We start from the raw sequence: 24,206 nt of genomic DNA, 5'->3' as shown, positions 1-24,206 counted from the left end.
ATCTCCGCCAACGGCGGCAACTCCGACTCAGGCGGTAACGGCGCTGGATCAGGCGTCGCCATCCGGCCATGCCGTCCTGCCGCCCGCTTCGTCGAGAAACAGCGCTCCGGCAGCATGGTCATAGGGATAGGACTTGGCGAACAAAGCCACGTCGTTTTGCCCCAGTACGACGCGCGGATATTGTTCGCCTGCGCAGCGCGGTATCGGAACGATCTCCAGTTTACCGTCGGCACGCGCCGCGAACGCATCTTGCCGTTCTTCGCTCATGAAATGCAGGCCCAGGGCGGCGCGCGGTAGTGGGTGCGGACCCGTCTGCGCGGAGATCCGCTCTCCATTGAGATAGGCCCCATGGCGGCGCCCGGCATAGCAGATGCGCGGCGTTACCGGATCGAAGATCCAGCCCGCCTGAGCCTTACCATCCAAGATCAGGGCGATCATTATCGCAAAGGGCAGCTTTCCCTCCGCGAAATTCGCGGTCCCGTCGAGCGGATCGATAAGCCAGACTGCGCCTTGATCCAGCGCGTCGAGCAACGCCGGGTCTTCCGCCGCGCCTTCCTCGCCGACAATCCGCGCGTCCGGCAGCAACTTGCTCAGGCCCTCCGCGATACGCTCCTCGCTTTCATGATCGACGATGGTGACGAGATCTCCGGGCGCTTTTTCCGAAATATCTTCGCTCGCCAGCTGCTGAAAACGCGGCAACACGATATCTTTCGCGACCGAGCGCATCAGCATGGTGACCTGCTCGGCGAGGATCGGACTCATGTGCGGTAATCCGCGTTGATCGAGATATAGCCATGGGTGAGATCGCACGTCCAAACCGTCGCGCGCCCGTTACCGATACCCAGATCGACGCCGATTTCTATGTCTTCGCCCTTGAGATGCGCGGCGACCGGCGCTTCGTCATAGCCCTCCACGGCCAATCCATTTTCCGCGACTTGCGTCGCGCCGAAGCGGATCGAGAGCAGGTCCCGATCGGCCGGTTCGCCCGCCTTGCCGACGGCCATGACGATCCGGCCCCAATTGGCGTCCTCTCCGGCGATAGCCGTTTTCACGAGCGGTGAATTGGCGACGGACAGCGCGAGGCGCCGTGCACTCGCATCGCTCTCGGCGCCGCTAACGCGGATTTCGATGAACTTTGTTGCGCCCTCGCCATCGCGCACGACAAGTTGGGCGAGGTCCAGACAGACGGTCTCGAGCGCCGCCATGAAGGCGTCGGCGCCGGCATCGTCGGTCGTTGTTAGCGGCGCATTTCCAGCCGCGCCGGTGGCGAAGAGCAAAACGGTATCGGATGTGGAGGTGTCACTATCGACTGTGATGCAGTTGAACGTCTTGGCGACGGCGCGGTTCAGCATGTCTTGCAGCACGTCGACATCGATAGCGGCGTCGGTGAAGATGAAGCCGAGCATCGTCGCCATATCGGGTGCGATCATGCCCGATCCTTTGACGATGCCGCTGATCCGCACCGTGGTGTCGCCGATTACGGCGCTGGCTGTTGCGCCCTTGGGGAATGTATCGGTTGTGCCGATCGCACTTGCCGCATCCTGCCAGCTTGCTTCATTGGCCGCAAACGCGGCCTCAAGCCCCGCTTCCGCCTTGGCGATGGGCAGCGGTTCGCCGATTACGCCGGTCGAGGCGATGAACACCTCGTGCGGCTCGCAACCGAGATGCCCGGACACCTTGGCCGCAATCGCTTCCACTGCTGCGCGCCCGCGATTGCCGGTAAAGGCATTGGCATTGCCGGCATTGACGACCAGTGCGCGTGCAGAGCCATGCGAGAGCGCATCCCGGCACCATTCGACTTCGGGGGAGGGGCAGCGCGACTGGGTGGTGACGCCCGCGACGGCGGTGTCTGAACCCAATTCGACGAAAGTCAGGTCGCAGCGGTCCCAATTCTTGTACTGCGCTCGGGCGACGCGAACGGTCAGCCCTTTGATAGCTGACAGCGCCGGAAATTCGGCCGGTGCGAGCGGTGATTTGGCGATGTCCATGGCGGTTTATCCGAGAGTTTCGGCCCGCCTTACCGGTTCATCCTCCAATTGACTATCCTCCCCCCGATCCCTACATCGCGCGCCTAGGTTTTTCGGGGATTTCGCGCCGTTTTTCGCGGCCTTCCCAGCACATCAAACGTCAGGAACGCCCATGTTTGGCGGCATTGCCAAATCGATATTCGGATCGAGCAACGACCGGTACCTCAAGAAACTCGACAAGATCGTCGCGCAGATCAACGCTCTGGAGCCTGATGTCCAGGCACTCGACGATGAGCAGCTCAGGGCGCAGACGCCGAAGCTGAAGGATCGCCTCGCCGCCGGCGAAACGCTCGACGATATCCTGCCGGAAGCTTTTGCGACGGTGCGCGAAGCAGCGATGCGGACGCTGGGCCAGCGGCATTACGACGTACAGATGCTGGGCGGTATCGTCCTCCATCGCGGCGAGATCGCCGAGATGGCGACGGGCGAGGGTAAGACGCTGGTTGCGACGCTGCCGACCTATCTGAATGCGCTGGAAGGCAAGGGCGTCCATGTCGTGACCGTCAACGACTATCTGGCCCGGCGCGACGCGGAATGGATGGGCCAGGTCTATCGCTTCCTCGGTTTGGAAGTTGGTGTGATCGTGCCGAACCTGCCCGAGGAGCAGCGCCGCGCCGCCTATGCGGCAGATATCACCTATGGGACGAACAACGAGTTCGGCTTCGATTATCTGCGCGACAATATGAAATACTCGCGCGCGCAGATGGTCCACCGGCCATTCAACTTCGCGATTGTCGACGAGGTGGATTCGATCCTGATCGACGAGGCGCGCACGCCGCTGATCATTTCCGGCCCGACCGAGGACAAGTCCGAACTCTATATGGGCGTCGACGCGGTCGTGAAGAAGCTCGAAGAGGAGGATTACGAACTCGACGAGAAACAGCGGTCGGTTACGCTGACCGAAGACGGCACGGAGAAAGCCGAACGCCTGCTCGAGGAGGCGGGGCTGCTCGAAGGCGCCAATCTCTACGATTACGAGAATACGCTGGTCGTCCATCATCTGCAGCAGGCGCTGAAGGCAAACACGCTGCAGAAGCGCGACAAGGATTATCTAGTCAAGAATGACGAGATCGTCATCATCGACGAGTTTACCGGGCGCATGATGGAGGGCCGGCGCTGGTCCGATGGTCTGCACCAAGCAGTTGAGGCCAAGGAAGGCGTGCCGATCAAGCCGGAAAACCAGACGCTCGCCTCGATCACCTTCCAGAATTATTTCCGCATGTATCCAAAGCTGGCGGGTATGACCGGTACAGCGCTCACCGAAGCGCCGGAATTCTACGACATCTACAAGATGAACGTGACGACCATCCCGACCAATGTCCCGATCCAGCGGATCGACGATACGGACGAATTCTACAAGGACGAGATGGACAAGTTTGCGGCCATCGCCAAGGCGATCCGCGAAGCCAGCGAACGCGGGCAGCCGGTGCTGGTCGGGACGGTATCGATCGAGAAATCCGAACTGCTGTCCGAATTCCTCAACAAGGAAAAAGTCGAGCACGCCGTGCTCAACGCACGGCACCATGAACGTGAGGCGCATATCGTCGCGCAGGCCGGCCGCACTGGCGCCGTCACCATTGCGACGAACATGGCCGGCCGCGGCACGGACATTCAGCTGGGCGGCAACGTCGAGTTCCGGATCGAAGACGAGCTGTCCGAGATGGAGGAGGGGCCGGAGCGCGAAGCCGCGATCGAGCGTATCAAGGCCGAAGTCGCCGAAGAAAAGGAAAAAGTGAAGGCGGCGGGCGGCCTGTTTGTCCTCGCCACCGAGCGCCATGAGAGCCGCCGGATCGACAACCAGCTGCGTGGCCGTTCGGGCCGCCAGGGCGACCCGGGCCTTTCGCGTTTCTACCTGTCGCTCGATGACGATCTGCTGCGCATCTTCGGGCCGCAGACGATGTTCGCCAAGATGGTGCGCAGCAATCTGGAGGAAGGCGAAGCGATCGTTTCGCCCTGGGTCGCAAAGGCCATCGAGACCGCGCAGAAAAAGGTCGAAGCGCGCAACTACGATATCCGTAAGCAAGTCGTCGAATATGACGATGTCATGAACGACCAGCGCAAGGTGATCTACGAGCAGCGCGGCGACATCATGGACGCCGAAGAGGTCGACGATATCGTCGTCGATATGCGCGAGGAAACGGTGAACGGGATCGTTGCCGATCATTGTCCGCACGGCACCTATCCCGAGCAATGGGATATTGAGGGCCTGAAGAAATCGGTCGACGATATTCTCGGCCTGCAGCCGCCGATCGACGACTGGATGAAAGAGGATGAAGTCGAACCTGAATTGCTTGAGGAACGGCTGCTCGAACTGGCCAATCGCACGGTTGCCGAGAAATCCGCCGAGATTCCCGAGAAGGACTGGGTTGAAGTCGAGAAGAGCATCCTGCTGCAGAATTTGGACACGCAATGGAAAGAGCATCTCTCGACGCTCGACGCGTTGCGCCAGGTCGTGAATCTGCGTTCTTACGCGCAGAAAAAGCCGATCGACGAGTATAAGCGCGAAGCCTTTGCGATGTTTCAGCTGATGCTGGTCAATATCCGCGAACAGGTGACGAAGACGCTGGCGTTTGCGCAATTCACACGCGCCGAACCGCCGCCCTTGCCCGACCTGCCGGACTTCATCACGACGCATATCGACCCGCTGACCGGCGAGGACAACAGCGCCGATATCGACGCCGGCGATCTCGGTTTGGTGAAAACGAAATTGCCGCCGCGTCAGGCGGGCGCGCCGCGCCTTGACGAACTCTCCGCCGGGAATCCGGACGAATGGCAGGGCAAGGTCAGCCGCAATGCACCATGCCCGTGCGGCTCTGGTCGCAAGTTCAAACATTGCCATGGGGCGCTGAAATAGGCCGCGATCCTGTGCGGATGACGGGCGGCTGAATATGGACGCCGCCGCCCATCCGCTCGTTCTGGCGCGCGAGGCGCGCACCAATGGCGATTTTCTGGCCGCTTACGACATCGCGATGACTGCCAAGGCGGAAGGCCTTGCGCATCCCAAGCTCGACTATTTCGCCGCGCTGGCGCTCGCCGACATGGGCGAAACCGAACGTGCCGCCGAACTTTACGAATCGGCAGGTCTCGGCGACGAGCAGGATAGCGATATCCGCGCGCTCGACGGCCGCCTCAAGAAAGAGCTCGCGCTACGCACGCCTGGTCGGGAGCAGGCGCGCCTCTTCGCGGAATCCAGCCAGGCCTATCGCGCACTTTATGACGAGACGCGGGACTATTTCCCGGGGATCAACGCGGCGACGATGGCCCTGCTTGCCGGAAACGAACAAGAGGCTAAGGCCCTCGCGCGCGAGATTCTCGCACATCCCGAAATCGCGGAACCGGATGGCTATTACGCCATCGTGACCGCGGCCGAAGCGCATATCGTCCTCGACGACGGGCTCGCGGCATTGAAGGCGATGAGGCAGGTGGCCGATCTCGAAGGCGTGCAGGCGGGCCAGAGTGTATCCACACTGCGGCAGATGCGCCTTATCCAGCGTATCGTGCCGGAGCGCGAAGAGGCGGTCGCGCCTTTGCTCGATCTGCTCCGCCCGGCCCCGGTGCTCTATTATTCGGGTCACATGTTCGTCGAGGATGCGGCGGCGGAGGCGCGGCTGGCGCGCGATATATCGGAGGCTTTCGACGAAATCCGGCCCGATTTCGCCTATGGTGCGCTCGCCTGTGGCGCCGACATCATGATCGCGGAGGAAGCGTTGAATCGCGGCTGCGAGCTCAATCTGGTCTTTCCGTTCGACGATGAGGATTTCATCGCCCAATCCGTGTTACCAGGCGGCCCCGGATGGCTCGATCGGTTCAATCGCTGCCGCGAACAGGCCAAGCGCGAGAGCTTCGCCACCGACTCGGAATATATCGGCGATCCCAAACTTTTCACTTATGGCTCGCATATCGCGATGGGGCTTGCGCGCATGCGGGCGCGGCATCTCCACACCGAAGCCGTGCAACTGGCGGTCTTACAGAAGGATTCCGAGAAAAAGGCGGCCGGCACCCTGCGCGACGTCGAGAAATGGCAGAGTTTTGGCCAGCGGGTGAAGATTATCGATCCCGGGCCGATTAACCGCAACCTGCATCCCCCGCCGGATATCGCCGTCTCCGAAGAGGTCTCGCGCGGCGCCTTCTCTTTGATCTTCGCCGATTTCGCCGGTTTTTCGAGCCTCAATGAAAGCATATTGCCACTGTTCAACCGCACTGTGCTTGGGCGTATGGGACGCGTACTCGACGAGCATGCCGACAAGATCCTGTATCGGAACAGTTGGGGCGACGCGCTCTACGCCGTGGTCACCGAGCCGGAGCATGCGGCAAGCATCGCGCTCGAACTCCAGCAACGGCTTGGCGATCTGCCGCAGGAATTGCGCGATTGCGCCGGCGCGCATTGCGGGATGCGGGTCGGCGTGCACCATGGCCCGATCTATCGCGCCTTCGACGCCGTAATGCAGCGCGAGACGTTTTTCGGGACGGAAGTCACGCGAACCGCGCGGATCGAACCGGTCACGCCGACCGGCGAAGTCTATGTGACGGAAGCGTTTGCGGCGATGCTTGCGGTGCAGACGGAGCAGCTTTTCGCCTGCCAATATGTCGGCCAGGTGCAGCTTGCGAAAGGCTATGGCGCGCTCGCGATGTACAAGCTGGATCGGCGCGACGACGTTCTGGAAGAACAAGTGGCTCCCCGGGTCTGATTCGAACAGACGACCGATCGGTTAACAGCCGATTGCTCTACCGCTGAGCTACCGGGGAATGCCCTTGAAACCTGCCGAACGACCTGTGGTTCATCCGGCAGACGCGCGCCTATAGCAACGCTTTATGGGACGATGCAAGCGTCTCAGGCAATGAATTGTTCGCGCGCGATTCGCTCGTCGAGCGCATGTTCGGGATCGAACATCAGCGAGAGGGTAAGGCTGGTGTCCAACCGCACCTCCACGGTCGCCACATCGCGCACCTCGCGTTGGTCCGCGACCGCACTGACCGGGCGTTTGAGCGGCTCGAGCACGCGAAAGGCGATGCGGGTCTTGTCCGGCAGGATTGCGCCGCGCCAACGCCGTGGGCGGAACGGGCTGATCGGCGTCAGCGCCAGAAGGTTCGAACCCATTGGCAATATCGGTCCGCGTGCCGAAAGGTTATAGGCCGTCGAGCCGGCGGGCGTCGCGACGATCACGCCGTCGCAGACCAGCTCCTCGATCACCACATTCTCGCCTGCCGTGACCTCCAGCTTCGCCGTCTGCCGCGTTTCGCGTAGCAACGAGACCTCGTTGATGGCCGGGCTGGTGACCGTGTCGCCATCGACTGTCACGGCGTCCATGCGCAACGGCGTCACGGAGAAGGTCTTGGCCTTGGAAAGGCGCTCCTCGAGCCCATGCGGGCGCCACTCGTTCATGAGAAAACCGACCGTGCCAAGATTCATCCCGAAAATCGGTTTGATCTGGTTGTCCGCCAACATTTGATGCAGCGTTTGCAGCATGAAACCGTCGCCGCCGAGCGCTATGACGCACTCGGCATCTTTCAGATCGACGAACTCATGCAGCTCGCGCAACTGCGCGTCTGCAGCCTGGGCTTCGTCGGTCGGCGAAGCGACGAGCGCGTATTTTCCGTCGATCGTCACCCGCCGGTCACGCTCATATGGCGGGTGACGGCCGGATCGGTCTCGCCGGCGGCAATGCGGAAGTCGTGCCGCAGCGGCTTGCGTATCATCGCTTCGTCCAGCACGCGGTCGAGCGCAGCGCGGCCGCCGTCACGAAGCGCGGATTTGAGATCGAGATGATCGTCATGCCCGAGGCACATATAGATCTTCCCTGAAACGGTGATCCGCACGCGGTTGCACCCGTCGCAGAAATTGTTCGTCAGCGGGGTGATCAGTCCGAGCTTGAGCCCGAGCCGTTCCACTTTCCAGTAGCGCGCCGGGCCGCCCGTGCGTTCGGCGAGCGGCACAAGCGTGAACTGCCGTTCCAAATCGCGTTTGACGCTGTCGAGCGGCAGATAGCGGTCGCTTCGATCGTCATCGATATGGCCCAACGGCATCGTTTCGATCAGCGTGAGGTCATGGCCCTGATCGGCGCACCAGTGCATCATCGGTACGATTTCGCCGTCGTTGAGGCCGGTCAGCGCCACCATGTTGATCTTCACGCGCAGGCCAGCCTTTTTGGCCGCCGCGATACCCTCCAAAACTCGGTCCAGTTCGCCCCATCGCGTTACGTAGCGGAACATGTCGGGATCGCGCGTATCGAGGCTGACATTGACCCGCTCAATGCCCGTATCGGCTAGCGCCTTGGCATGCTCGGCCAACCGCGTCGCATTCGTCGTCATTGTGAGCTCGTCGAGCTTGCCGGTCTGCAGGTGACGGCCAAGCCGTGCGGCGAGTTGCGTAACACCCCTTCGAACGAGCGGCTCGCCGCCGCTAAGCCGGATCTTCCGCACGCCGCGCTCGACAAAGCCCTCGGCGATTGTGTCGATTTCCTCGAACGAGAGTATTTCGCTCCGCGGCAGGAATTCCATCTTTTCCGCCATGCAGTAGCGGCATCTGAGATCGCACCGGTCGGTCACCGATATGCGCAAATAAGTGATCCGCCGACCGAACGTGTCGGTAAGCGGTGCAGCCTCAGTAGTCGCATCGAGAGCCATGGGTTCAAGCCCTAAGGCGGGGCCGATGCGGGAGCAAGTGTGGATCGGATCGTTGCGCGAGGGACGATGCGGACTACAGTATCGGCGGCAAGCGCCAGACCGTTCGCGTAGCGGAGCCGGAACCATATCGACTTTTGCATCCTCGACCGGAAATCCGTTATTCCTGATTTCGTTTCGACAACGGAACGAAATGGCGGCGATCGTCGAGCGCGCAGGCTGGACTCCGATTGCCGCGCGACGCCTGGAAAAGGCCGAGCGGCGGTTCATTCTATCGGGGTCGCGCATCGCGCTTGTCGATGCGCGAGGTGCATTCGATGACGGGCTGGAAGCGGTCACAGCGCTTGCGGAAACCGTGGAAGCGAATGCGGCGGCGCTGGTTGTGCTGATCTCCAAGACCGATATCGGGCGCGTCGATTCCGTCTTCGCTGCGGGCGCCACGCATTATCTGGCCAGTCCTTTCGGCGAGCAGGAACTGATCCAGGCACTGCGCTTCGCAGATCGGTTTACGGTTCGGCTCGGCGGCCGCTTCCGGCAGGCAGGGCACTCGCCTGGCGCCGGAACGGAGACGCTGGGGTGGCGGTTCGATCGCACCGCCGACCGTGTGGAACTCGATCCGGCGCTGTCCCACCTCCTCGGTCTGTCGCCGAAGGCAGGAACAGGAATGCCATGGGCCGATTTCGCCGCGCTACTGGGCGATAGCGCTGCTGCGGAAGGCGAGCGAACGCTTGAACGGCTTTCCGAAACGTCCGAACCAACCGCCTTCGCGCATGACATGCCGGGCATGGCGGGTCAGCGTATGGTACATCATCTGACACTGGACGAGGCGACCGGAGAGGTTCGCGGCTTGGTCGAACTGCCCGACGAAGAGGCGAATGACCCGGCAATTGCCGAACATGACTATCTGACGGGCGTGCGCGACGTCCGCGGTGCGTATCGCTGGATCGATCGCCAGCTCGCTGCGAATTCGGGCGGCTTCGCGCTGCTCCTCATTTCGCTGCACCGTTTCGAGCGTATCAATCAGGCCTATGGCAGCGCGATCGGCGATGCGGCGCTCAAGGGCATGGCACGGCGGATCGAAAGGCTCGTTCTGGATATGCCGGTCGCGAAGAAGCTTGTCGCGCGGCTTGCCGGCGCCGAATTTGCGGTCGGGCTCGCGCCGGACGTGTCGGTGGAAGATGCCGAATTCGCCGCCCGCCAACTCGTCAGCGTTATTGAGCAGCCCTTTATCACCGACGGTCAGGTCATTCGGCTCAAGACGCGGTGCGGAATCGTTACGGACAGCGCCGACGATGCGGATTCGGCGGCTGTCATGCGCCGCGCGAGCGTGGCGCTGGCCGAGGCGCGCGATAGCGATGCCGACGCGATCCAGATTTTCGGGGAAGAGGAGCGGGTCGCCGCAGCGCATGACAGTCGGCTTGAGATCGATCTGCGTCTCGCGCTCGACCGGGACGAGATCGATATCCTTTTCCAGCCACAGGTTTCGGTCACATCCGGCGCGATTACCGGGGTTGAGGCGCTCGCGCGCTGGCGGCATCCGCAATTTGGCGAGCTCGGGGCGGTGGCCCTGTTCGCGGCCGCCGAACGGTCGGACTATGTCACGGAATTGTCCCGGCATGTGCAGGCAAAGGCCGTGCAGATGGCGGCGTCATGGGCCGATGCGCTCGGCAGTTTGCGGCTGTCGGTCAACGTCACGGCATCCGACATGGCCGAAGCCGATTTCGTCGACCGGTTCGTCGATATGGTCGAGGCTTCGGGTTTCGATCGCGAGCGGGTTACGGCCGAAGTGACGGAAAGCGGTTTGATCGAGGATCTGGGCGTGGCAGGAGATCGGCTCGCCAGGCTGAGGGCGGAGGGCTTCCGCGTGGCCATCGACGATTTCGGTACGGGCTATTCGAGTCTCGCCTATCTCAAATCCCTCCCGCTCGACTATCTGAAAATCGATCGCCGGCTGAGCCAGGATATCGCGGGCAGTTCGCGCGACAGGATCGTCGTGACCGGCGTGATCGAAATGGCGCGGTCGCTAGGCCTTTCGGTTATCGCCGAAGGGGTAGAAACGCACGAGCAGCTGGAATTGCTCGCCGAACAGGGGTGCGAGCTATACCAGGGATTTCTGTGCGCGCCGCCACTGTCGTCCGAAGAATTGGTTGCGCTAGTCGCCAATCGGCCGTGACGCGCCGGTGGCGGCATATTCGGCGGACGAAGGTGTGTCGTCGACAATCTGCGCAAGCAGCGGGGTATCGGAGGGGCCACCTGTGGGCAGTTGCAGCCGCAGCCGCCGGTTGGCAAAATCGATCAGGACGCGGTCGAATACGCGCAAAGCGTTCATCCCGAGCAAAACAGCGGGCCGGTCGAGCAGGTCGAGTTGCCGGAAAAGCTCAGTATCGGCAAAGGCTATCGGCAAATTATTGAGCCGCACACTGCCGATCCGCAGTTCGTCCACGAACGCATAATTGATGTCCATCGTCGATCCGGTCACGGACGTAATGGTGAAAAACTGGTTCGGGTCCATGCGGCCGCGGCGGATCAGCCGCTCGCGGAGCGCATTATTGCCGATTGTCACCGCAGATCCCGTATCAACGATCGCATGGATGCGGGTACCTTCGACATTCGCCCGCGCAAGAACGAGCCTCCCCGACCGTTGCCGCGCACGCACCACGATAACATCGCCTTCGGACCAGTCGCTCTCCTCGATCTGCGCCTCGCTGAACGTCATCAGATCCTGTTCGAAATCGAATAGTACCTGCTGGTCTTCCAGCGCGTCGATGCCGAGCACGCCGGCCGCGCCAAGATCGGTGCGCGCCAGGGCGGGCGCCTGGATCTCATCGACCGTGCGGCGGCCAGCACCGAGCCGGGGGATGATAACGGTCGGCACCTGCTCGACGTTCAGGATCGTGGTCAGCCAGACATCCTCGCTCGCATGAAGCTCGAGTGTCTCCGCAAGTTCGCGTGAAATCACCGTGCGTTCGGCGCCGGTATCGACGATGAAGTCGAACGGTCCCTGACCGTCGACGCTTACCGGAATAGTGACGCGATTATCGACCGTATTTTCGGATTCGATGGTTTCAGAGTCCGACGGCGGTATTTCCGGCGTCGAACTGACGGCGACCCCGGTAGCGGCGGCGGCCATACAGGCGAAACCGATCAGGGCCTTTTTCATCGCTCTCTCCTTTTCCGAATGCGAGTATATACCATGGTACGGAGAGTACCAAATCCGATGATCAGTGCTTTCTTCGAGATTTCCCGGCTGTGCTCAATTCGCGGCCTTGGCCAGCCCCTTGGAGAGCTGAAGCGCGCCGTTCAGCCGCGCCTGAGGATCGCCCCAGTTGCGCGTGATGACGAGCTTGTGGTCGGGGCGCAGCTTGGCCGTGCCCCTGAGCCGTTCGACATAGTCGATCAGCCCCGCCGGGTTGGGGAAACTGTCCTTGAAAAAGCTCACCAGCGCGCCGCGCGGGCCGACGTCGATCTTCGCGACATGGGCCTTCTTCGCATTAAGCTTTGTTTCGATCACCTTCAGCAGGTTCGCGGTCGGCGCTGGAATGTCGCCGAACCGGTCGATCAGTTCCGCGGCGAAGGACTCGACCTCCTGGCGATTTTCCAGAGCGTTCATGCGCCGGTACAGGCCCATGCGCAGGTCGAGATCGGGGACATAATCGTCCGGGATGAGGATCGGCGCGTCGACGGTAATCTGGGGCGAGAAATCGCGTTTGTCGTCTTCCAATCCGATATCGCCGGCCTTGGCGGCCACGATCGCGTCTTCGAGCATCGACTGGTACAGCTCGAAGCCGACCTCCTTGATATGGCCGGACTGTTCGTCGCCAAGCAGATTGCCCGCGCCGCGCTGATCGAGATCGTGGCTTGCGAGCTGGAACCCGGCGCCCAGCGATTCGAGATCGGAGAGCACGCCGAGCCGCTTTTCCGCTGCCTCGGTGACGACACGGTTGGCCGGTGTCGTCAGATACGCGTAAGCGCGTTCTTTGGAGCGCCCCACGCGTCCACGCAGCTGATAGAGTTGGGCGAGGCCGAACTGGTTGGCCCGGTGCACGATAAGCGTGTTGGCGGACGGGATATCGAGACCGCTCTCCACGATCGTCGTCGAGAGCAGGACATCATATTTCTTGTCATAGAAAGCGCTCATCCGCTCCTCGACGGTCGTCGGAGGCATCTGGCCATGTGCGGTAATGAAGCTGATTTCCGGGATCTCCTCGCGCAGAAATTCCTCGAGATCGGGAAGGTCGGCGATGCGCGGCGCTACGAAGAAGCTCTGCCCGCCGCGATAATGTTCGCGCAACAGCGCCTCGCGCAGCACAACCGGATCCCAGGGCATGACATAGGTGCGTACGGCTAAGCGATCGATCGGCGGCGTCTGGATGACGGAAAGTTCGCGCAGGCCCGACATCGCCATCTGCAGCGTGCGCGGGATCGGCGTCGCAGTGAGCGTGAGCACATGTACGTCGGACTTGAGAGCCTTGAGCCGCTCCTTGTGCACGACGCCGAAATGCTGCTCTTCGTCGACGATCACCAGACCAAGCCGTTTGAATTCGACCGATTTGGCCAGCAGCGCGTGCGTCCCGATCACTATATCGATCGAACCGTCCGCGACGCCCTCGCGCGTCGCCTTGGCCTCACTGTTGGGCACGAGCCGGGAAAGGCGGCCGATTTTCATGGGAAAGCCGGAGAAGCGCTCCGTGAAGTTGGTATAATGTTGTCGCGCGAGCAGGGTGGTGGGGCAAACGAGCGCAACCTGCATACCTGCCATTGCCGCGACATAAGCGGCGCGTAACGCCACCTCCGTCTTGCCGAAGCCGACATCGCCGCATACGAGCCGGTCCATCGGCGTGCCCTTGCCGAGATCGGCGATGACCTGCTCGATAGCGCGGTCCTGATCCTCGGTTTCGGCATAGGGGAAGCGGTCGACAAAGCTTGCATAGCTGCTGTCCGGCTCGGCGATATCCGCCTTGCGCAGCGCGCGCGCGGCGGCGGTTTCGATAAGATCGCCGGCGATCTCGCGGATCCGGTCCTTCATCCGCGCCTTGCGCCGCTGCCAGCCTTCGCCGCCAAGCTTGTCGAGTCCGACGCCATCGGTATTCGCGCCGTAGCGCGAGAGCACGTCGAGATTTTCGACCGGCACGTAAAGCTTGTCGCCGCCAGCATATTCAAGCGCGACACAATCGTGCGGCGCATTGCCGACGGGGATCGAGGTCAGCCCTTCATATCTGCCGATGCCATGCTCGCTATGGACGACGAGATCGCCGGGCGAGAGTGTCGCGAGTTCGTTGAAAAAGGCATCGGCGTCTTTCTTGCGCCGCGTGCGCCGCCGCAATCGGTCGCCGAGCATGTCCTGTTCGGTGAGAACCGCGACGTCCCGCGCCGTGAAACCATGGTCGAGCGGTATGACCGATAGCGCGACCTCGCTGCCGAGCGCCGTCTGCCAGTCGTCTGCGATTACGGCGTCGGCCAAGCCATGCTCTTCGAGTAATCCGCCGAGCCGCTCGCGCGCGCCGCGGCTGTAGCTGCCGAGTACGACCGTCTTGCCGTCCTTCCGCAATGCGCCGATATGCTCGACGACGGCTTCATAGACGTTCGCGTTCGTCTTGCGCTCCGGCGCGAAATCGCGGGCGCTCGCGACATCCATATCGACGACGCGCTCGCTCTCCGGCTCGTGATAGGGACTGGTGAGATGCAGCGGTGTCTCGGCAATCGCCGCCTGCCACTCGTTCTCGGCGAAGTAGAGCGTATCCGGGCCGAGCGGCCGATAGCTGCCCGGTTCGGATGTCCGCATGTTTTCGCGGTTCTGGTGATAGTCGGCGATCGACTCGAAGCGCGCTTCGGCGGCCGCTGGCGTGCCGCTGTCGCGCACGTAGAGCGCATCCACGCCGACATGCTCGAACACCGTTGCGAGTGTCCCCTCGAACAATGGTAGCCAATGTTCCAGACCGGCCAGCCGCCGACCCTCGCTGATCGCCTGATAGAGCGGATCGCCGGTTGCCGTCGCACCGAACAGCTCGCGATAGCGTCCGCGAAAGCGCTTGATGTTTTCAGCGTCGAGCAGAACTTCGGAAGCCGGGAGCAGCGTGAAGCTCTCGGCCTTGCCGACGGTCCGCTGATCGCTGGGATCGAAACGCCGGATACTGTCGATCTCGTCGCCGAAGAAATCGAGGCGCAAGGCCTCGTTTTCTCCCGACGGAAACAGGTCGAGGATGCCGCCGCGCACCGCATACTCACCCGAATCCGCGACGCTCTCGACCCGGATATAGCCGTTCGCCTGCAGCGTCGCGGTCAGATCGTCGCGATCGATCCGCTCGCCGGGCGCAAGATGCGTCACGAGCTGGCGGATGCGAAACGGCGTCAGCGTGCGTTGCGTGACGGCGTTGATCGTCGTCGCGATGATGCGCGGCTTGTCGCTGTCGCGCTGCAACTGGTGGAGCGCCGCGAGCCGTTCGGCCGATATACGCAGGCTGGGGCTCGCCCGGTCGTAGGGCAGGCAATCCCAGGCCGGAAAGACTATCGTTTCGATCTCGGGCGCGAAATAGCCGACGGCGTCCGCCAGACCGCGCATCGCGGTATCGTCAGGGGCGATATAGACGGCGGGCTGGTCCTTGAACGCAGCAGCGCGGGCGAGGTCCGCCATCAGCGATGGCAGAAAGCCCGCCGGCGCGCCCGCGAGCGTCAGCGGTGCCCGGGATTCAAGAATCTGCTGAATGTCGGTCATTTGGCGATGGGGATGTAATCCAGCTGCTGCATGCGCTGCATCATCGGGCCGTCGACGTCGGCGGGCGGCGCCTCCGTTCCGATGGCCCAGGCCATGATGGAAACATCGTCGATCTCGAGCAGCCGCTCGAACCATTCGGTTTCCGCGTCGCTCCAGTCTGCGGAAAACCGGTCGAAAAAGCCGCCGATGAGAAGGTCAGCCTCTTTGGTTCCGCGGTGCCATGCGCGAAACTTCAGGCGTTTGAGGCGGTCCGCATGATCCATATCGGCTCCAACAGCAAAAGGCCGACAGGCGCTGGCGCGGCCTATCGGCTTCGGTATAGGAACTACCTAGTCATGCGCCCCGAAATTCTCAATCCGCTCTTTGCCGAAATCGAAACGCTGAAGGGCGTTGGCAAGGGGCTGGCCAAGCCGTTGGGGCGGCTGAAGCTCGAACAGGTCGGCGATCTGCTTTTCCACCTCCCGACCGGATGGATCGACCGCAAACATGTCGAAACGCTCGATATGGCCGATGCCGGGCGGATCGTAACGGCGATCGTAACGCCGCTCGACTACAAGGCCGGCGGCCCGCGCAGCCCGTTGCGCATCCAGGCAGCGGACGGGGCGGGCAATGTGATCAGCCTCGTCTATTTCAACAATCCGGGCTGGGCGAAGAAACTGCTGCCATTGGGCGAGGCGCGCGCGATCTCGGGACGTATGGAACTGTACGGGCAGGAGTTGCAGATCGTGCACCCCGATATGGTCGTGAAGCCCGACGAGATTGGCGATATCCCGACGCGCGAGCCGGTTTACGCGCTGTCCGAGGGCCTCACCAATAAGCGCATCGGCCAACTGGCGGAACAGGCGCTCGAACGCGCGCCCGAGCTGCCCGAATGGATCGAGCCGCGGCTCAAGGAACGCGAAGGCTGGCCGGACTGGCGTGCTGCCCTCGCGATCGTCCATTCCGAACCCGCCGATGAGACGGCACGCCGCCGGCTCGCTTATGATGAGATCTTCGCCAATCAGCTTGCGCTCGCGCTGGTCCGGCAATCGGCGCGCAGCCGGTGCGGAGAAGCGCTCCGCCCGGATGGCCGGCTGCGCGATCAGCTGCGCTTGCCCTATGAACCGACCGGTGCCCAGCAGCGGAGCACTGCAGAGATCGAGGCGGATGTACGCCAGGAACAGCCGATGCTGCGCCTGCTGCAGGGCGATGTCGGTGCCGGGAAAACGCTGGTCGCGGTCAATGCGCTGCTGATGGCCGTGGAGTCAGGCACGCAAGGCGCCTTGCTGGCGCCGACGGAAATTCTCGCCCGCCAGCATTTCGAAACGATTACCAAGATGCTCGCAGGCCTGCCTGTGAACGTTGCCGTGCTGACCGGGCGCGACAAGGGCAAGACCCGGGAATCCACGCTGATGGGTCTCGCCGACGGATCGATCGACATTCTTATCGGCACGCATGCGATCTTCCAGGAAGCGGTGGGATACAAGAAGCTCGGGCTGGCCGTGGTCGACGAACAGCATCGCTTCGGCGTCGCGCAGCGGATGATGCTCGCGCAAAAGGCCGAGCGCCCGCCGCATTTGCTGGTGATGACGGCAACGCCGATCCCGCGCACGCTGACGCTGACCCATTATGGCGAGATGGACGTCTCGCGGCTCGACGAGATGCCGCCGGGACGCCAACCGATCGAAACCCGGGTGATGTCCGCGCAACGGCTTGACGAAGTCGTCGACGGGCTGGGCCGCCATATCGGCAAGGGCGGGCAGGCTTATTGGGTATGTCCACTGGTCGAAGAGAGCGAGCTGTCCGACCAGGCGGCCGCCGAAGAGCGCGCGCGGTTATTGCAGGCGCGGTTCGGCGAAGATCGCGTGGGGCTTGTCCATGGCCGGATGAAAGGGCCGGAAAAGGACGCGGTGATGGAGCGTTTTCAGCGTGCCGAGCTCGCCGTGCTCGTGGCAACGACGGTGATCGAGGTCGGGGTCGATGTGCCCAACGCAACGCTGATGATCGTGGAAGGTGCGGATCGGTTCGGCCTTGCCCAGCTGCACCAGTTGCGCGGCCGGGTCGGACGGGGCGATGCCCAGTCCATCTGCCTGCTTCTGCGCGGCGATATGCTTAGCGAAACCGCGCGCGCGCGGCTCAAGCTGCTGCGCGAGACCAATGACGGTTTCCGTATCGCGGAGGAGGATCTTAGGCTGCGTGGGGCAGGGGAACTGCTCGGCACGCGCCAGTCGGGCGAGATCGGTTTTCGCGTGGCACCGCCCGAACTGGTCGCGGAGCTTGCTCCGATCGCCAATGACGACGCCAGACTGTTGATCGAAGGGGAGGGCGGCCTCGACAGTCCGCGCGGGCAGGCGGCGCGGATTGCGCTTTATCTGTTCAAGCGGGATGCCGCCGTGCCGCTGCTGCGTTCTGGCTAGCTTTCGTCGTTCTGCGCCTTGTGGGGCGTCGAATCGAGCAGCGTACGATAACCGCGCGCGTCGAATGGGCGAATGAACTCGGCACCGATCCGATCGCTGAGCGACCAGACGATGCGGGCGTTCACCTCGCCGATCAGAGGCAGATCGAGCCGGACGAGCGTGCCTTCGCGATAGCTCTGCGGCGAAATCGCCATGAAGCCGAAAGGCGACAGGTTGCCGACGAGGATCTCGTGGCTGTCTTCGCCGGGCTCGTGCAGCGCCGCACGGATCGACACGGCATCGCGCGCAGCCCGCCGTTTTTCGATATCGAAAATATGCTGGGCAAGAGGTTGCGCACTCATGTCCAAAGCTCCCAATCCATTGGTTTTACGCGATTGTAATGACACAGACTTGTTAAATCGTGCCGAATCGAACTGGCTAACAGCGCGTTTACCATTGCTCCGGATCTGACATGCCGCCGGCATATTTCGACGAACAGGCCTTGCCAGTCCCATCCCGGCCACGCACAGCGCACGCGATGCCGGATAAGCGCGATCTCACCCAGGGCAGTGTCCGGTATCAATTGATACGTCTGGCCGGTCCGCTCGTATTCGGCATCATCGCGCTTATCGCGGTAGGCATCGTCGACGCCTATTTTCTCGGCCAGCTCGGCACCGAGCCGCTGGCGGCAATCAGCTTCGCCTTTCCCGTATCTTTCGCGATCACCAGCCTGGCCATCGGCCTGTCCGCGGGCACGGGATCGGTGCTATCGCGGTCGATCGGCCGCAAGGACCGCCGCCGCACGAAACGCCTCGCGACGGACAGTCTGGTGCTGGCACTTCTGCTGAGCATCGCGGTTGCGGCGGTCGGCTATCTGACCATCCGGCCTCTATTCTCGCTGGTCGGCGCGGAAGGCCGCATTCTCGACCTGATCGAAACCTATATGACGATCTGGTATCTCAGCTTCCCTGTGCTGGTGCTTGCGCAGGTTGCGAACAACATCTTGCGGGCCAATGGCGATGCGCTGGTTCCGAGCGGGCTGATGATCGGCTCGGCCGTGGTCAATATGCTGCTCGACCCGCTTTTCATTTTCGGCGGTTTCGGGATACCGGCCATGGGCATGGAAGGCGCCGCCTGGGCGCTTGTCGCCGGCCGCATAGTCATGCCTTTGGTCGCCATACCCGTGCTGGTCTTTCGCGATCAGATACTGGACTTCGTGCTGCCGAAGCTCGCTGACATGCTGGACAGCTGGCGTGAGATTTTGCGGATCGGGCTGCCCGCGGCGCTCGGCAATGCCGTCAATCCGATCGGCATATCTATCGTAACGGCGATGCTCGCGGTCTATGGCGCGGAAACGGTCGCGGGCTTCGGTGTCGCGACGCGGCTTGAATCCTTCGCGTCGATCCCGATGCTGGCATTGTCGGGATCGATCGGCCCGCTCGCGGGCCAGAATTGGGGCGCGGGCAAGTTCGACCGGGTGCGCGAGGCCATTCGCTTCGCCATGATGATCTGCGTTGGCTGGGGCGTCATCACCGCGGCGGTATTTGCATTCGCAGCCGATCCGCTATCGGCGCAGTTCAGCGATTCCGCGACCGTCACGGAGGAGGCGCGCCTGTATCTCTGGATCGTACCGGTGACCTTGGCGGGCTATGGCGTCACGATCGTCGCGGCCGGAGCGTTCAACGCCCTCGGCCGGCCGATACTGGGCCTTGGCCTGTATCTCATCCGTACCGCGCTGCTCTATGTACCGCTCGCGGGCATAGCGACGCTGCTGTTCGCGACGACCGGTGTGTATGCAGCGATCGCGATCACGAACGTACTTGCCGGTCTCGCCGTTTATTTCGCAACGTTCCGTTGGCTCGATCGCATGATCGAACGGGAGCGCGAAGCCGCCTAGCCGCGCGTCAACACGCCGTGCTTCTTCTTGCCAGCGGATATGCGCACGGGCGCGTCGCCGACGCTGACCGTAGCACCCAGATCGCCGACCTGCTCGCCATCGACCCGCGCGCCCCCGCCTTTGACCATGCGCTTGGCCTCACCCTTCGACGCAACGAGCCCGAGCTCTACCATCGCGTCGAGCAAGGCGATTTCGCCCGAAGGAACCGCTAATTTGGGCAGATCCTCGCCGACACCACCTGCGCCAAAGGTTGTCTCAGCAGTTGCTTCGGCCGCCTCGGCTGCGTCTTTGCCGCGCACCATGGCGGTCACCTCATTGGCAAGCAGCGTCTTCGCGGCATTGATTTCCGCGCCTTCCAACGCTTCGAGCCGAGCGATCTCGTCGAGCGGTACATCGGTGAACAAGCGCAGGAAGCGGCCGACATCGCGATCGTCCGTGTTACGCCAGTACTGCCAGAAATCGAAGCTGGGCAGTTGCTCCTCATTGAGCCAGACGGCGCCGGATACGGACTTGCCCATCTTCTTACCGTCTGCTGTCGTGATCAGCGGCGCGGTGACGCCGAACAACTCCGTGCCGTCGATCCGCCGGGCCAGTTCGATACCGTTGACGATATTGCCCCACTGGTCGCTGCCGCCGAGTTGGAGCTGGCAACCATGATCGCGCGCGAGTTTCAGGAAATCATAGGCCTGCAGGATCATATAGTTGAATTCGAGAAAGGTCAGCGGCTGTTCACGGTCGAGACGCAGCCTGACGCTGTCGAATGTCAGCATCCGGTTGATCGTGAAATGCTGGCCGACTTCACGCAGAAACTCGATATAGCCCAGCCCGGACAGCCACTCGTCATTGTCGATCAACAGTGCGCCCGTTTCGCTATCGTCGAAGCGCAGGATCTTGGCGAAGGAATCATGGATCGAGGCGATGTTCGTGGCGAGCTTCTCGTCCGTCAGCAGCTGGCGGACATCGTCTTTGCCCGACGGATCGCCGATTTTCGCCGTACCGCCGCCCATGATCACGATCGGCCGGTGTCCGGCCTGCTGCACGCGGCGGAGCAGCATTATCGAAGCGAGATTGCCGACATGGAGCGAAGGCGCCGTCGGGTCGAAGCCGACATAACCGGTCACGACTTGTTTGGCCGCGAGCGCGTCCAACCCCTCAGCGTCGGTCAGCTGGTGGATATGGCCGCGTTCTTCGAGTAGGCGCAGCAGATCGGATCGGTATTCGGTCATGATGAGCGGGCCGTTAGCATGGGGATGGCAGGTTGGGTAGCATTGTCGCAGAGCTGATCCCGCATCCGGATAATCCGGTTAATCCTGTTCGATCTTTGTCAGCTAAAATTGAACGGACAGAAGCAAGCTTAATCGAAGTGTCATTCAATCTCGAAGGCAAAGTTGACTTGATTGAACTGGGAAACGACGGGCCATTGGAGGAGGCAGACGAGCTTTGGCATTCGACTTGTTTTGAGGTCTTCGCGATTGTTCCACAGGGGTATTCGTATTGTGAACTGAATTTCACGCCTTCGAACAAATGGGCATCATACTTCTTGGCCGGCTATCGCAACCCGACACCTAGCAAAGGTTCGATAGTAAGCCAGATTGAAACGAGTTGGACTGACCGATCACTAAGATCGAGTGCTCTTGCTGCGATTGGCTTGCCTATCGAGTCTAATTGGCGAATTGGTCTTTCAGCGATCATCGAAGAAACCGACGGCACCAAATCCTACTGGGCGCTCGCCCATCCGCCGGGCAAACCGGATTTCCATCATCCCGATTGCTTTACGCTCGAACTGCCGCCACCAGACGACACATGAAATTCGGTATCGATCGCCTTCTTGAAGACGCAGAGCTCCGCAAGCCGCTGGAAGGGCAGCGGGTGGCGCTGCTCGCGCACCCGGCGTCCGTCACGGCGGACCTCACGCACAGTCTCGATGCGCTGATCGCCGCCGGTCTCGACGTCACCGCCGCGTTCGGGCCCCAGCATGGGATCAAGGGCGACAAGCAGGACAATATGGTGGAGACCGAGGACGATACCGATCCGGTCTACGGCATCCCCGTGTTCAGCCTGTACGGCGAGGTTCGGCGTCCGACCGGGCAGTCGATGGGTACGTTCGATACGGTGCTGATCGACCTGCAGGATCTGGGCTGCCGCATCTACACCTTCATCACGACGCTGCGCTACATGCTCGAAGCGGCGGCAGAGCATGGCAAGCCAGTCTGCGTGCTCGACCGTCCCAATCCCGCCGGCCGTCCGGTCGAGGGGCTTACGCTGCGGGACGGCTGGGAGAGTTTCGTCGGGGCGGGGCCGATGCCGATGCGGCACGGGCTGACGATGGGCGAGATGGGGCGCTGGTTCATCGATCATTTCGGGATCGACGTCGACTATCGCGTGATCGAGATGGAGGGCTGGACGCCGGGCAGCGCGCCTGGTTTTGGCTGGCCGCTCAACAAGCGTATCTGGATCAACCCGAGCCCGAACGCCGCGAACCTCAACATGGCCCGCGCCTATGCCGGCACCGTGATGCTGGAGGGCACGACGCTGAGCGAGGGGAGGGGGACGACGCGCCCGTTGGAGATTTTCGGCGCGCCGGACATCAACGCCCGCGATGTGCTCGCCGAGATGGAACAGCTCGCGCCGGACTGGCTGGCGGGCTGCAGCTTGCGCGAAATCTGGTTCCAGCCAACCTTCCACAAGCATGTCGGCGAACTCTGCCATGGCGTTCATATCCATGCGGAAGGGGCTGGGTACGATCACGACGCTTTCAAGCCATGGCGGCTCCAGGCACTGGCATTCAAGGCGATCCGGCGGCTCTATCCGGATTACGAACTCTGGCGTGGCAAGGATTTCGCCTATGAATATACCGAGGACGTATTGGCGATCGACGTGATCAGTGGCAGTCCGCTGCTGCGGGAATGGGTGGACGACGGCGAAGCGGAGCCGGGCGATCTCGATGCGTTGAGCCGGGCCGACGAAGACGCGTGGGGGGCGGTTTCCGGCGCGTTTCGGCGCTATTGATCGCCGTTCGAAGGCTTACGCGCGACGGCGTAGATCGCGTTCGTCGCAAGCGCATCGACGCCCTGCCGCGCAATCCAGTCGAGATTGTCCCTGCGGACGATGTCCGCCTTCTCAGGCCCCATCTGGTCGATCGCCCAGCGCAGGCCCGACCCCATGGCTATCGCCCACCAGTCTTCGGGACGTTCGAGTTCCTGCACGCTTTCCTCGGCCACAACGTCCGGTTCGGTGGTGCCGCCGTCGCGCATCAGCTGACGGACCGATTCGACATCGGTGATCCTGTCCCACGGGTTGAAAGCGCTGTGGAGATGCGGCGCTTCGCGTTTCAGCGTGTCGAGCCAATGGGAGTAGGCCGGTTCGAAGATATCGGGACCCCAGGTGGTCACGGCGAGCCGGCCGCCGGGGCGGACCATCCGCCATAGTTCGCCGACGAGCCCCTCCATGTCGGGTACGAAGAAGATCGAAAAGACGCTGATTACCGCGTCGAAACGCGCGTCGGGATAGTCGAGCGCGGTCATATCGGCGGCCCGGAACTCGATATTGGCAAGCCCCGCAGTCGCCGCTCGCCGGCGCCCCTGATCGAGCAGCCGGGTGGACAGGTCGATCCCGATTACGCGGCCTGAAGGCCCGACAGCGGTAGCGGCCGGCAGGGCGGATGCGCCATTGCCGCATCCGACATCGAGAACCTCCGCGCCCGACGCGAGATCTATTTTAGCGACCGTCGTCTCGCCGATCCGTGACCAGAAGGCGAGCGGGGCCGCTTCGAAGTGATCCGCCGCCGCGTCATAGGTCTTGCTGGCCTTTTCCTTCGCTGCGCTTGATTCGTCGACGATGGTTTTTCCTTTCAATCAGACCGCCGTCCCGACGAGCGCGCCGATGCCTGCCGTCACCGCCATGGCCAGCGCGCCCCAAAAGACGATGCGCGCCGTCGCGATACCGATCTTCGCACCCCCGGCCCGCGCGCTGGTAACGCCAAGCAGCGCCAGGGCGAGCAGAGTGGCCACCGCGACCCAGCCGATCAGCGATTCGAGCGGTGCGATCAACGCCACCGCCAGTGGCAGCGCCGCGCCCGTTGCGAACGCGGCTGCAGACGCCAGCGCCGCCTGCACGGGCCGCGCGCGCGCCATGTCCGAGATACCGAGTTCGTCACGGGCATGAGCAGCGAGCGCGTCATGCTCGGTCAACTGGCGCGCGACGGCGTGCGCGGTTTCGGGATCGAGGCCGCGCTTCCTGTAGATGTTGGCGAGTTCGTGGAGTTCAGCAGAGGGCTGCTCCTCAAGCTCTCGCCGCTCGCGCTTGAGATCCGCTTTTTCAGTGTCGGCTTGCGAGCTGACGGATACATATTCGCCTGCCGCCATCGACATCGCACCTGCGACCAGGGCCGCGACCCCGCCGACAATTATGCCTTCCCGGCTCGTTGCCGCGGCGGCAATGCCGACGATCAGGCTGGCGGTCGAGACGATCCCGTCATTGGCACCCAGCACGGCGGCGCGGAGCCAGCCGACGCGGTGCACAAGATGCGGCTCGACATGCGGCCGGTTTTGCAGCGGTGGCGTTCGGCGCGCCAT

General features: G+C 62.6%; 18 protein-coding genes and 1 tRNA gene. 7 read left to right on the top strand and 12 right to left on the bottom strand.

Annotation, left to right across the window (positions count from 1 at the left end; all coding sequences use genetic code 11):
* Positions 1-48: 48 nt before the first annotated feature.
* Positions 49-762 carry an inositol monophosphatase family protein gene (locus tag ACTS1Z_RS08530; RefSeq protein WP_442624026.1) on the bottom strand — a complete coding sequence of 238 codons (714 nt, stop codon included), beginning with the start codon at positions 760-762 and terminating at the stop codon, positions 49-51.
* Positions 759-1,988, bottom strand: coding sequence for a bifunctional glutamate N-acetyltransferase/amino-acid acetyltransferase ArgJ (gene argJ, locus ACTS1Z_RS08525; protein ID WP_442624025.1), 1,230 nt, complete (start codon positions 1,986-1,988; stop codon positions 759-761). Before argJ ends, ACTS1Z_RS08530 begins: the two co-directional genes overlap by 4 nt.
* A gap of 151 nt (positions 1,989-2,139) precedes the next feature.
* Between argJ and secA the strand changes: the two genes are divergently transcribed.
* Positions 2,140-4,881: a preprotein translocase subunit SecA gene (gene secA / locus ACTS1Z_RS08520; RefSeq protein WP_442624024.1), complete on the top strand. Its 2,742-nt coding sequence runs from the start codon at positions 2,140-2,142 to the stop codon at positions 4,879-4,881.
* A 34-nt stretch (positions 4,882-4,915) separates the two neighbouring features.
* Positions 4,916-6,715, top strand: a complete 1,800-nt coding sequence (locus ACTS1Z_RS08515; RefSeq protein WP_442624023.1) for a TRAFs-binding domain-containing protein — start codon at positions 4,916-4,918, stop codon at positions 6,713-6,715.
* Here the strand turns inward: ACTS1Z_RS08515 and ACTS1Z_RS08510 are convergent.
* The 3 genes from ACTS1Z_RS08510 to moaA form a co-directional block, all read right to left on the bottom strand.
* Positions 6,699-6,773, bottom strand: a tRNA-Asn gene (locus tag ACTS1Z_RS08510). The genes ACTS1Z_RS08515 and ACTS1Z_RS08510 overlap by 17 nt on opposite strands.
* 85 nt (positions 6,774-6,858) lie before the next feature.
* Positions 6,859-7,635, bottom strand: coding sequence for an NAD kinase (locus ACTS1Z_RS08505; RefSeq protein ID WP_442624022.1), 777 nt, complete (start codon positions 7,633-7,635; stop codon positions 6,859-6,861).
* Positions 7,632-8,651, bottom strand: coding sequence for a GTP 3',8-cyclase MoaA (gene moaA / locus ACTS1Z_RS08500; RefSeq protein WP_442624021.1), 1,020 nt, complete (start codon positions 8,649-8,651; stop codon positions 7,632-7,634). The genes ACTS1Z_RS08505 and moaA overlap by 4 nt, the downstream gene beginning before the upstream one ends.
* Before the next feature lie 190 nt (positions 8,652-8,841).
* Here moaA and ACTS1Z_RS08495 point away from each other — a divergent pair, with 190 nt between their 5' ends.
* Entirely contained in the window at positions 8,842-10,821 is a 1,980-nt protein-coding gene (locus ACTS1Z_RS08495) for a putative bifunctional diguanylate cyclase/phosphodiesterase (protein WP_442624020.1), read from the top strand.
* Here the strand turns inward: ACTS1Z_RS08495 and ACTS1Z_RS08490 are convergent.
* The 3 genes from ACTS1Z_RS08490 to ACTS1Z_RS08480 form a co-directional block, all read right to left on the bottom strand.
* Positions 10,801-11,808, bottom strand: coding sequence for an aspartyl protease family protein (locus ACTS1Z_RS08490; protein WP_442624019.1), 1,008 nt, complete (start codon positions 11,806-11,808; stop codon positions 10,801-10,803). The genes ACTS1Z_RS08495 and ACTS1Z_RS08490 overlap by 21 nt on opposite strands.
* Before the next feature lie 93 nt (positions 11,809-11,901).
* Positions 11,902-15,360, bottom strand: a complete 3,459-nt coding sequence (gene mfd / locus ACTS1Z_RS08485; RefSeq protein WP_442624018.1) for a transcription-repair coupling factor — start codon at positions 15,358-15,360, stop codon at positions 11,902-11,904.
* Complete coding sequence (locus tag ACTS1Z_RS08480; RefSeq protein ID WP_442624017.1) at positions 15,357-15,623, bottom strand: FAD assembly factor SdhE; 267 nt, start codon at positions 15,621-15,623, stop codon at positions 15,357-15,359. Before ACTS1Z_RS08480 ends, mfd begins: the two co-directional genes overlap by 4 nt.
* A 72-nt stretch (positions 15,624-15,695) precedes the next feature.
* Between ACTS1Z_RS08480 and recG the strand changes: the two genes are divergently transcribed.
* The gene (recG, locus tag ACTS1Z_RS08475; RefSeq protein ID WP_442624016.1) at positions 15,696-17,756 is read left to right on the top strand and encodes an ATP-dependent DNA helicase RecG; all 2,061 of its coding nucleotides are present in this window, start codon (positions 15,696-15,698) and stop codon (positions 17,754-17,756) included.
* Here the strand turns inward: recG and ACTS1Z_RS08470 are convergent.
* The gene (locus tag ACTS1Z_RS08470; protein WP_442624015.1) at positions 17,753-18,097 is read right to left on the bottom strand and encodes a PilZ domain-containing protein; all 345 of its coding nucleotides are present in this window, start codon (positions 18,095-18,097) and stop codon (positions 17,753-17,755) included. The two genes, recG and ACTS1Z_RS08470, sit on opposite strands and share 4 nt — an antisense overlap.
* A gap of 176 nt (positions 18,098-18,273) precedes the next feature.
* Here ACTS1Z_RS08470 and ACTS1Z_RS08465 point away from each other — a divergent pair, with 176 nt between their 5' ends.
* Positions 18,274-19,632 (top strand): MATE family efflux transporter, encoded by a 1,359-nt coding sequence (locus tag ACTS1Z_RS08465; RefSeq protein WP_442624014.1) that lies wholly within the window; start codon positions 18,274-18,276, stop codon positions 19,630-19,632.
* Here the strand turns inward: ACTS1Z_RS08465 and tyrS are convergent.
* Complete coding sequence (gene tyrS / locus ACTS1Z_RS08460) at positions 19,629-20,858, bottom strand: tyrosine--tRNA ligase (protein WP_442624013.1); 1,230 nt, start codon at positions 20,856-20,858, stop codon at positions 19,629-19,631. The genes ACTS1Z_RS08465 and tyrS overlap by 4 nt on opposite strands.
* A 32-nt stretch (positions 20,859-20,890) precedes the next feature.
* Here tyrS and ACTS1Z_RS08455 point away from each other — a divergent pair, with 32 nt between their 5' ends.
* Both ACTS1Z_RS08455 and ACTS1Z_RS08450 read left to right on the top strand, forming a co-directional pair.
* The gene (locus ACTS1Z_RS08455; RefSeq protein WP_442624012.1) at positions 20,891-21,439 is read left to right on the top strand and encodes a DOMON-like domain-containing protein; all 549 of its coding nucleotides are present in this window, start codon (positions 20,891-20,893) and stop codon (positions 21,437-21,439) included.
* Complete coding sequence (locus ACTS1Z_RS08450) at positions 21,436-22,641, top strand: exo-beta-N-acetylmuramidase NamZ family protein (RefSeq protein ID WP_442624011.1); 1,206 nt, start codon at positions 21,436-21,438, stop codon at positions 22,639-22,641. Before ACTS1Z_RS08455 ends, ACTS1Z_RS08450 begins: the two co-directional genes overlap by 4 nt.
* On the opposite strand, the gene ACTS1Z_RS08445 is transcribed toward ACTS1Z_RS08450, so the two are convergent.
* The gene (locus tag ACTS1Z_RS08445) at positions 22,635-23,486 is read right to left on the bottom strand and encodes a class I SAM-dependent methyltransferase (RefSeq protein ID WP_442624010.1); all 852 of its coding nucleotides are present in this window, start codon (positions 23,484-23,486) and stop codon (positions 22,635-22,637) included. The genes ACTS1Z_RS08450 and ACTS1Z_RS08445 overlap by 7 nt on opposite strands.
* Entirely contained in the window at positions 23,487-24,206 is a 720-nt protein-coding gene (locus ACTS1Z_RS08440) for a VIT1/CCC1 transporter family protein (protein ID WP_442624009.1), read from the bottom strand.

This window comes from Parasphingopyxis sp. (assembly GCF_052168295.1).
GTDB lineage: Bacteria > Pseudomonadota > Alphaproteobacteria > Sphingomonadales > Sphingomonadaceae > Parasphingopyxis.
Note: the sequence above shows the minus strand (reverse complement) of the source record. Positions and strands in the feature narration are given on the sequence as shown.

Coding starts and splice junctions, on each gene's coding strand:
- ACTS1Z_RS08530 (WP_442624026.1), bottom strand. CDS start 762: ATGAGTCCGATCCTCGCCGAGCAGGTCACCATGCTGATGCGCTCGGTC.
- argJ (WP_442624025.1), bottom strand. CDS start 1,988: ATGGACATCGCCAAATCACCGCTCGCACCGGCCGAATTTCCGGCGCTG.
- secA (WP_442624024.1), top strand. CDS start 2,140: ATGTTTGGCGGCATTGCCAAATCGATATTCGGATCGAGCAACGACCGG.
- ACTS1Z_RS08515 (WP_442624023.1), top strand. CDS start 4,916: ATGGACGCCGCCGCCCATCCGCTCGTTCTGGCGCGCGAGGCGCGCACC.
- moaA (WP_442624021.1), bottom strand. CDS start 8,651: ATGGCTCTCGATGCGACTACTGAGGCTGCACCGCTTACCGACACGTTC.
- ACTS1Z_RS08495 (WP_442624020.1), top strand. CDS start 8,842: ATGGCGGCGATCGTCGAGCGCGCAGGCTGGACTCCGATTGCCGCGCGA.
- ACTS1Z_RS08490 (WP_442624019.1), bottom strand. CDS start 11,808: ATGAAAAAGGCCCTGATCGGTTTCGCCTGTATGGCCGCCGCCGCTACC.
- mfd (WP_442624018.1), bottom strand. CDS start 15,360: ATGACCGACATTCAGCAGATTCTTGAATCCCGGGCACCGCTGACGCTC.
- ACTS1Z_RS08480 (WP_442624017.1), bottom strand. CDS start 15,623: ATGGATCATGCGGACCGCCTCAAACGCCTGAAGTTTCGCGCATGGCAC.
- recG (WP_442624016.1), top strand. CDS start 15,696: ATGCGCCCCGAAATTCTCAATCCGCTCTTTGCCGAAATCGAAACGCTG.
- ACTS1Z_RS08470 (WP_442624015.1), bottom strand. CDS start 18,097: ATGAGTGCGCAACCTCTTGCCCAGCATATTTTCGATATCGAAAAACGG.
- ACTS1Z_RS08465 (WP_442624014.1), top strand. CDS start 18,274: ATGCCGGATAAGCGCGATCTCACCCAGGGCAGTGTCCGGTATCAATTG.
- tyrS (WP_442624013.1), bottom strand. CDS start 20,858: ATGACCGAATACCGATCCGATCTGCTGCGCCTACTCGAAGAACGCGGC.
- ACTS1Z_RS08450 (WP_442624011.1), top strand. CDS start 21,436: ATGAAATTCGGTATCGATCGCCTTCTTGAAGACGCAGAGCTCCGCAAG.
- ACTS1Z_RS08440 (WP_442624009.1), bottom strand. CDS start 24,206: ATGGCGCGCCGAACGCCACCGCTGCAAAACCGGCCGCATGTCGAGCCG.